This window comes from Streptomyces sp. NPDC110618 (genome assembly GCF_055657065.1).
The window spans coordinates 493,400-501,495 of sequence record NZ_JBVKBN010000003.1; the positions used below are offsets into that span (position 1 = coordinate 493,400).

General features: G+C 71.1%; 8 protein-coding genes and 1 pseudogene. 3 read left to right on the forward strand and 6 right to left on the reverse strand.

Going from position 1 to position 8,096, the window contains the following annotated elements; genetic code table 11:
- Positions 1-29: 29 nt before the first annotated feature.
- The 3 genes from ACZ7L7_RS08715 to ACZ7L7_RS08725 are packed head-to-tail and all read left to right on the forward strand — an operon-like array spanning position 30 to position 2,784.
- Positions 30-989, forward strand: coding sequence for a carbohydrate ABC transporter permease (locus tag ACZ7L7_RS08715; RefSeq protein ID WP_285512432.1), 960 nt, complete (start codon positions 30-32; stop codon positions 987-989).
- Positions 986-1,798 (forward strand): carbohydrate ABC transporter permease, encoded by an 813-nt coding sequence (locus ACZ7L7_RS08720; protein ID WP_285512433.1) that lies wholly within the window; start codon positions 986-988, stop codon positions 1,796-1,798. Before ACZ7L7_RS08715 ends, ACZ7L7_RS08720 begins: the two co-directional genes overlap by 4 nt.
- Entirely contained in the window at positions 1,795-2,784 is a 990-nt protein-coding gene (locus ACZ7L7_RS08725; protein WP_285512434.1) for a zinc-dependent alcohol dehydrogenase family protein, read from the forward strand. The genes ACZ7L7_RS08720 and ACZ7L7_RS08725 overlap by 4 nt, the downstream gene beginning before the upstream one ends.
- A gap of 61 nt (positions 2,785-2,845) precedes the next feature.
- Here the strand turns inward: ACZ7L7_RS08725 and ACZ7L7_RS08730 are convergent, their stop codons facing one another.
- The 6 genes and pseudogenes from ACZ7L7_RS08730 to ACZ7L7_RS08755 form a co-directional block, all read right to left on the reverse strand.
- A complete protein-coding gene (locus ACZ7L7_RS08730) occupies positions 2,846-3,736 on the reverse strand; it encodes a dioxygenase family protein (RefSeq protein WP_453608320.1) in 891 nt (296 codons plus the stop codon).
- A 25-nt stretch (positions 3,737-3,761) separates the two neighbouring features.
- A complete protein-coding gene (locus tag ACZ7L7_RS08735) occupies positions 3,762-4,208 on the reverse strand; it encodes a VOC family protein (protein WP_285512435.1) in 447 nt (148 codons plus the stop codon).
- Between the two features lie 78 nt (positions 4,209-4,286).
- Positions 4,287-5,591 (reverse strand): D-inositol-3-phosphate glycosyltransferase, encoded by a 1,305-nt coding sequence (gene mshA / locus ACZ7L7_RS08740; RefSeq protein ID WP_471591829.1) that lies wholly within the window; start codon positions 5,589-5,591, stop codon positions 4,287-4,289.
- Complete coding sequence (gene fdhD / locus ACZ7L7_RS08745) at positions 5,588-6,427, reverse strand: formate dehydrogenase accessory sulfurtransferase FdhD (RefSeq protein ID WP_472075366.1); 840 nt, start codon at positions 6,425-6,427, stop codon at positions 5,588-5,590. Before fdhD ends, mshA begins: the two co-directional genes overlap by 4 nt.
- A gap of 11 nt (positions 6,428-6,438) precedes the next feature.
- Positions 6,439-7,803, reverse strand: a complete 1,365-nt coding sequence (locus ACZ7L7_RS08750; protein WP_285512438.1) for an L-serine ammonia-lyase — start codon at positions 7,801-7,803, stop codon at positions 6,439-6,441.
- A 62-nt stretch (positions 7,804-7,865) separates the two neighbouring features.
- Positions 7,866-8,096, reverse strand: a pseudogene (locus ACZ7L7_RS08755) (serine hydroxymethyltransferase); the annotation flags it as partial.

An 8,096-nucleotide genomic window follows, 5' to 3' on the forward strand; every position in this document is an offset into this window, starting at 1 on the left:
CCCGCCGACCATCGGCAGAGGAACCTCCCATGACCACGCTCACCGCCCCGCCCAAGACGGCGCCACCGCCCAGCCGTCAGCGCACCAAGAAAGGCGTCGGCCCCTGGCGCCGCCGTATCCCGCTGCTGCCGGCGCTCGTGTTCACGATCGTCGTCACCCAGCTGCCCTTCGTGGCCACCATCGTCATCTCCACGTTCCAGTGGAACGTGCTCAAGCCGGGCGAGCGGCACTTCGTCGGCCTGGACAACTTCACCTTCGTCTTCACCGACGAGCGGCTGCGCACGGCGGTCCTGAACACCATCGTGCTCACCGCGTCGGTGGTGATCCTCAGCGTGCTGCTCGGGCTGGCCCTGGCGATGCTGCTCGACCGCAAGTTCGTCGGCCGGGGCCTGGCCCGCACCCTGCTCATCGCACCGTTCCTGGTGATGCCGGTGGCGGCGGCGCTGCTGTGGAAGCACGCCATCTACAACCCCGACTACGGCCTGCTCAACGGCACCCTCAACGCCGTCTACCGCCTCTTCGGCGCGGAGAACGGGCCGACCATCGACTGGGTGTCGACGTACCCCATGCCCGCGGTCGTGATCTCGCTGGTCTGGCAGTGGACGCCGTTCATGATGCTGATCCTGCTGGCCGGTCTGCAGGCGCAGCCCGGTGACGTACTGGAGGCGGCCCGGATGGACGGGGCGTCGCCGATGCAGACCTTCCGCTTCGTCACGCTGCCGCATCTGCGCCAGTACATCGAGCTGGGCATCCTGCTCGGCACGATCTACGTCGTGCAGACCTTCGACGCGGTCTACACGATCACCCAGGGCGGCCCCGGCTCGCAGACCACCAACCTGCCCTACGAGATCTACCTGACCATGTTCCGCAAGTTCGAGTACGGCCAGGCCGCCGCGGCCGGTGTGGTCGTCGTGCTCGGTTCCATCGTGATCGCGACCTTCGCGCTGCGCACCATCGCGTCGCTGTTCCGTGAGGAGGTGTCCCGATGACCGCGCGCCTGTCCCCCTTCTGGACGTTCATCGCCTGGCTGGCCACGCTGGCGTTCTTCGCACCGGTGGCGTGGATGGTGCTCACCTCCTTCCACCAGGAGGCAGACGCGGCGACCAACCCGCCGAGCCTGTTCGCCCCCGTCACCCTCGACCAGTACAAGCTGCTGTTCGAACGGGACATCACGCCGTTCCTTCTCAACTCGGCTATGGCCAGTGTCATTTCGACGGTCCTGGTGCTCGCGCTCGCGGTGCCGGCGGCCTACGCGCTGTCCATCAAGCCGGTCAAGAAGTGGACCGACGTGATGTTCTTCTTCCTGTCCACCAAGTTCCTGCCCGCGATCGCGGCCCTGCTGCCGGTGTACCTGATCGTCAAGGACGCCGGGATGCTGGACAACGTGTGGACGCTGGTCATCCTCTACACGGCGATGAACCTGCCGATCGCGGTGTGGATGATGCGCTCGTTCCTCGCCGAGGTGCCCAAGGAGATCCTGGAGGCCGCCGAGGTCGACGGCGCCAACCTGATGACCGTGCTGTGGCGGGTGGTCGCGCCGGTCGCCATGCCGGGGCTCGCGGCCACCTCGCTGATCTGCTTCATCTTCAGCTGGAACGAGTTCATGTTCGCGGTGAACCTCACCGCCACCAACGCCTCCACCGCGCCGGTGTTCCTGGTCGGCTTCATCACCAGCGAGGGCCTGTTCCTCGCCCGGTTGTGCGCCGCCGCCACGTTGGTCTCCCTGCCGGTCCTCATCGCCGGTTTCGCCGCCCAGGACAAGCTGGTCCGGGGCCTGTCCCTAGGAGCAGTCAAGTGAAGGCCGCTGTCATCGAAGCCCCCGGCAAGGTCACCGTCACCACGGTGCCCGACCCCACGCCCGGACCGCGCGAGGTCGTGGTCGACGTGGCGGCCTGCGGACTGTGCGGAACCGATCTGCACATCCTCCAGGGCGAGTTCGCGCCCACCCTGCCGGTCGTGCCGGGCCACGAGTTCGCCGGGGTGGTGGTCGGCCTCGGCTCCGAGGTCACCGAACTCTCCATCGGCGACCGGGTCGCGGTGGACCCCTCGCTGTACTGCAACGAGTGCCGCTACTGCCGGGTGGGCCGCAACAACCTGTGCGACCGTTGGCAGGCGATCGGTGTCACCGTCTCCGGCGGCGCCGCGGAGTACGCCGTCGCCCCCGTCGCCAACTGCGTACGGCTCCCCGACCACGTCGACGTCCAGGACGCGGCGCTCATCGAGCCGCTGTCCTGCGCGGTGCGCGGCTACGACGTGCTCAACAGCCGCCTCGCCTCGAAGGTGCTGATCTACGGCAGCGGCACGATGGGCCTGATGATGCTGGAGCTGGCCAAGCGCACCGGCGCCGCCTCGGTGGAGGTCGTGGACGTCAACCCGGAGCGGCTGGCCACGGCGGAGAAGCTGGGCTGCACCCGAACCGCCCTGTCCGCCGACGAGTTGGGCAGGCCGGAGGGCTGGGACGTGGTCGTCGACGCGACCGGCAACGCCGCCGCCATCCAGGACGGCCTGGAGCGGGTCGCCAAGGCCGGCACGTTCCTGCAGTTCGGGGTCTCCGACTACGCGACCACGGCGACCATTTCGCCGTACCGCATCTACAACCAGGAGATCACCATCACCGGCTCCATGGCGGTGCTGCACAGCTACGAGCGGGCGGCGGACCTGTTCGCCACGGGGGTGCTCGACCCGCAGGTGTTCATCAGCCACCGGATGCCGCTGTCGGAGTACCCGAAGGCGCTGGAGCAGTTCGCTGCGGGCCAGGGCCGCAAGATCGTCGTGCTTCCCTGAGGCGGCGGAGGCTGCGGAGGGGACGGGCCCTGGGGCGGACGACCGCCCCAGGGCCCGCGGCCTACAACCGGCGCACCGTGATCGGGAAGTCCACGTGCCGGAACGGGTTCGGCAGCCCGTGGGACGCCGCGCGGGCCGGGTCGTCGGTGGGGGCGAACGGGCGGATCAGGCTCTCCTGGACGCCGAACACGGCGTCGGAGTCCAAGTACGGGGAGTCCGCGGCGAACAGATGGGTCGTCAGGGTGCGCACGCCGGGCGCGGAGATCTGGAAGTGGATGTGGGCGGCGCGGTTGGCGTGCCGGCCGGTGGCCCTGAGCAGGGCGCCCACGGGGCCGTCGGTGGGGATCGGGTAGTGGCGGGGGACGACCGTGCGGAACCAGAAGGCGCCGTCGGCGTCGGCGGTGAACAGGCCGCGCAGGTTGCCGGCCGGGATCTCGCCGGGCCGCTGGACGTCGTAGTAGCCGTCCGCGTCGGCCTGCCAGACGTCCACCCGTGCGCCGGGCACCGGTTCTCCGTCGGTGTCGGTGACCCGGCCGGTGACCAGGCACGGCTCGCCGCTGCGGCCGGTCTCGTCGATGGTGTCGCCGAGGGCGCGGGCCGGCGAGTCGACCAGGTGGAAGGGGCCCTCCACGGTGGCCTCGGTGCAGTGGCCGTCCGTCGGGCTGGCGAGCGACTCCACCAGCGAGGACACCCCGAGGACGTCGGAGAGCAGGATGAACTCCTGCCGGGTCGCGTCGCAGCGGTGGCCGGTCTCGGTCAGGAAGCGGATGCCCTCGGCCCACTCCTCGGCGGTCAGGCCCACGTCCTTGACGAAGGCGTGGGCGTGCCGCACGAGCGAGGTGAGGATCTCACGCAGGCGCTCGTCCGGCGCGGCGGCGAAGGAGGCGGCGACGACCTCCGCGGAACGGTCCGTCGCGAAGGCTCCGGACGGTTCGTGGGACTGCTCGGTCATCTCCGCCTCCTTCAGAGAGCACTGCTCACCGCACGGATCGGCTCACGGCCGCGCCCGGCACTTCTTCGGTCACCCCGTTCAGCTCCGAGGTCGGGTCGGAGCCGTAGGGGCGGGTGAGTGCTTCGAGGGCGTGTCCGGACGGGTCGCGGAAGTACACGCCCCGGCCCCCGTCGTTGCGGTTGATCCGGCCGAGGTGCCGGCCGTGCGGGTCGGCCTGGATGGGGATCCGCTCCTCGACGAGCCGGGCGAGGATGCCGTCGAACTCGGCCTCCGAGACGAGGAACGCGAAGTGCAGGGTCGGAATGTCACCGCCGACGGTCGCGAAGTCCAGCGTGACGCCGTTCTCGGTGTCGACGGGCAGGAAGGGCCCCGCGGGTTCGCCGACCTGAAGGTTGAGGACGCGGGCGAAGAAGCGGGCGGACTCTTCCCGGTCACTACAGGGAACGATGGTGTGATTGAGCTCTACGGACAAGACGAATGCCTCCGTGGGCACATCCGCGGCGCCTCCATGCCTCACCCGGCCGGTGACCGGCACGCGATGCCGCGAAGATCACCCTAGGCACACCCCGGCCGACGCGTCGAGCGCTTTGCGCCGGTGCGTCCGCGGCAGGGCCGCCGCGTACACCTCCGCCGTGGCCGCCGCTGCCGTCTCCCAGCCGAAGTTCCCGGCATGGCGCACGGCGGCCCCGCCCATGCGGGCGGAGCGTTCCGGGTTGTCGGCGAAGGTCTCCAGGGCACGGGCGTAGTCCGCCGGATCGTGCCCGCGTACGAGCACACCGCTCACCCCGTCCCGTACGGCCACCGGCAGCCCGCCCACCCGTGCCGCGACGACCGGCGTCCCGCACGCCTGCGCCTCCACCGCGACCAGCCCGAAGGACTCGCTGTACGACGGCATGACCAGCACGGACGCGGCCCGGTACCAGTCGGCCAGCCGCTCCTGGCGCACCGGCGGCCGGAACCGCACCACGTCGGAGATCCCGAGCCGGGCGGCCAGCTTCTGCAAGCCCTCCGGCTCGGTCAGACCGCTGCCGCTGGGTCCGCCCACCACCGGCACCACGATCCGCTCCCGCAGCCCCGGCCGCCGCTCCAGCAGCCGGGCCACCGCACGCAACAGGACGTCCGGCGCCTTCAGGGGCTGCACCCGGCCCACGAACAGCGGGATCAGCGCGTCCGGCGGGAGCCCCAGCCGGGCGCGGGCGGCGGCACGGCCGTCGCCGGGCGAGAAGCGGTCCAGGTCGACCCCGGGGTGGACGACGGCGACCCGGGCCGGGTCGGCGGCGTAGTGGCGGACCAAGGCGTCGGCCTCCTCGGCGGTGTTGGCGATCAGCCGGTCGGCGGCGCGTACGACCTGGGTCTCGCCGCGCACACGGGCGGCGGGCTCGGGGGTGTCGCCGTGGGGGAGGTGGGCGTTCTTGACCTTGGCCATGGTGTGCATGGCGTGGACGAGCGGGACGCCCCAGCGGGCGGCGGTCAGCCGGCCCACGTGACCGGAGAGCCAGTAGTGGGAGTGGACCAGGTCGTAGTGGCCGTGGTGCTGTCCGGCCCAGGTCCGGGTCACTCCGTGTGCGAAGGCACGGAGCTGCGCCGGGAGGTGCTCCTTGGCCAGGCACCCGTACGGTCCCGCGGCCACGTGCCTGACCAGGACGCCGGGGGCGAGTACGACCCTGGGCGGCAGGTCCGCCGACGTGGCCCGGGTGAAGACCTCCACCTCGATACCGCGGGCGGCCAGGCGCCGGGCGAGTTCGACGACGTAGACGTTCATGCCGCCCGCGTCGCCCGTGCCGGGCTGGTGCAGGGGTGAGGTGTGGACGCTGAGCATCGCGACGCGGCGCGGGAAGCCGTCGCGGCCGGTCATGCGCCGGCCTCCGCCGTGATGCGGTGCCCGCCCGCGTACACGTTCATGGAACCGCCGCGCAGGAAGCCGATCAGCGTGAGCCCCGTCCCCGTGGCCAGGTCCACGGCGAGGGAGGAGGGCGCCGAGACCGCGGCCAGCACCGGAATGCCCGCCATGACGGCCTTCTGCGCCAGCTCGAAGGAGGCCCGCCCCGACACCAGCAGCACGGCCCGGGAGAGCGGCAGCGCGTCGTCGCGCAGTGCGCGGCCGATGAGTTTGTCGACGGCGTTGTGGCGGCCCACGTCCTCGCGCAGGTCCAGCAGTTCACCCTCGGGCGAGAACAGCGCGGCCGCGTGCAGTCCGCCCGTTCGGTCGAACACCCTTTGCGCGGCCCGCAGTTGGTCCGGCAGTGCGGCCAGCAGCTCCGGGGTGACGCGGACCGGCGGTGTGTCGGCGATCGCCCAACGCGCCGTCGTCCGTACGGCATCCAGGCTCGCCTTGCCGCACAGGCCGCAGGAGGAGGTGGTGTACACGTTCCGCTCCAGCGTGATGGCGGGCAGTGGTACGCCCCGGGCGAGCCGCACGTCGACGACGTTGTAGGAGTTGGAGCCGTCGGCCGTGGCGCCCGCGCAGTACACGACGTTGGCCACCTCCTCGGCGCGGCCCACGACTCCCTCGCTCACCAGGAAACCGACGGCCAGCGCGAAGTCGTCACCCGGGGTACGCATGGTGACGGCGAGCGGTCTGCCGTTCAGGCGGATCTCCAGCGGCTCTTCCGCGACCAGGGTGTCCGGGCGGCGGCTCGCCCGGCCGTCGCGGATCCGCAGCACCGGTCGCCGCTCGGTCACGCGTCCCACGGCCCGCCTCCTCAGCACTCGATGACGTTCACGGCGAGCCCGCCACGAGCGGTCTCCTTGTACTTGACCTTCATGTCGGCGCCCGTCTGCTTCATGGTCCTGATGACCTTGTCGAGGGATACGTGGTGCCGTCCGTCCCCGCGCAGGGCCATCCGGGCGGCGGTGACCGCCTTGACGGCGGCCATGCCGTTGCGTTCGATGCAGGGGATCTGGACGAGGCCGCCGACCGGGTCGCAGGTCAGGCCCAGGTTGTGCTCCATGCCGATCTCGGCCGCGTTCTCGACCTGTTCCGGGCTGCCGCCGAGGACTTCGGCGAGCCCACCGGCCGCCATGGAGCAGGCGGAGCCGACCTCGCCCTGGCAGCCGACCTCGGCGCCGGAGATGGAGGCGTTCTCCTTGAAGAGCATGCCGATGGCGCCCGCGGCGAGGAGGAAGCGGATCACGCCGTCCTCGTCGGCGCCGGGCACGAATTCCAGGAAGTAGTGCAGGACGGCTGGGATGATCCCGGCGGCGCCATTGGTCGGGGCGGTTACGACTCGGCCGCCTGCGGCGTTTTCCTCGTTTACTGCCATGGCGTAGAGGGTGATCCACTCCATGGCGAGGGCCTGCGGGTCGCCGTCGGAGCGGAGTTTGCGGGCCGTGGTGGCGGCGCGGCGCTTGACGCGCAGGCCGCCGGGGAGGATGCCCTCGCGGGTCATGCCGCGCTGCACGCACTCGCGCATCACGCGCCAGATCTCCAGCAGGCCCGCGCGGATCTCGTCCTCGGTGCGCCAGGCTCGTTCGTTCTCCAGCATCAGGGCGGAGATCGACAGGCCGGTCTCCCGGGTGAGGCGGAGCAGTTCGTCGCCGGTGCGGAAGGGGTACTTCAGGACCGTGTCGTCGAGCTTGATGCGGTCGGCGCCGACCGCGTCCTCGTCGACGACGAATCCGCCGCCGACGGAGTAGTAGGTCTTCGACAGCAGCTCCGCACCCGAGTCGTCGTACGCCCATATCGTCATGCCGTTGGCGTGGTACGGCAGGGCCTTGCGGCGGTGCAGGACCAGGTCCCCGGCATCAAACGCGATTTCGTGCTCGCCGAGCAGGGACAGGCGACCGGTGGACTTGATCGTCTCCACTCGGTCGTCCGCCGTCTCCACGTCCACCGTGCGCGGCGACGCGCCTTCCAGTCCCAGCAGCACCGCCTTCGGGGTGCCGTGGCCGTGACCGGTCGCGCCCAGGGAGCCGTACAACTCCGCCCGCACGGTGGCCGTTCGGTGCAGTACGCCGTCCTGCCGCAGCCGGGCGGCGAACAGCCCGGCTGCGCGCATCGGGCCCACGGTGTGTGAACTGGACGGGCCGATGCCGATCGAGAACAGGTCGAAGACGCTGATTGCCACGCCATGCTCCGTGGGAAGAGGCAGGGCGTGCCGCACGGTCCCGGCACGCCGCGCGGAACGGACTAACGGCCGGGGTAGAGCGGGTGCTTGTCGGCGAGGGCGGTGACCCGGGCCTTGAGGGCCTCGGCGTCGTAGGACGGCTTCAGCGCCTGCGCGATCACGTCCGCGACCTCGGCGAAGTCCTCGGCCGTGAAACCACGCGTGGCCAGCGCCGGGGTACCGATCCGCAGACCCGAGGTCACCATCGGCGGCCGCGGGTCGTTGGGCACGGCGTTGCGGTTGACCGTGATGCC

Coding starts and splice junctions, on each gene's coding strand:
- ACZ7L7_RS08715 (WP_285512432.1), top strand. CDS start 30: ATGACCACGCTCACCGCCCCGCCCAAGACGGCGCCACCGCCCAGCCGT.
- ACZ7L7_RS08720 (WP_285512433.1), top strand. CDS start 986: ATGACCGCGCGCCTGTCCCCCTTCTGGACGTTCATCGCCTGGCTGGCC.
- ACZ7L7_RS08730 (WP_453608320.1), bottom strand. CDS start 3,736: ATGACCGAGCAGTCCCACGAACCGTCCGGAGCCTTCGCGACGGACCGT.
- mshA (WP_471591829.1), bottom strand. CDS start 5,591: ATGACCGGCCGCGACGGCTTCCCGCGCCGCGTCGCGATGCTCAGCGTC.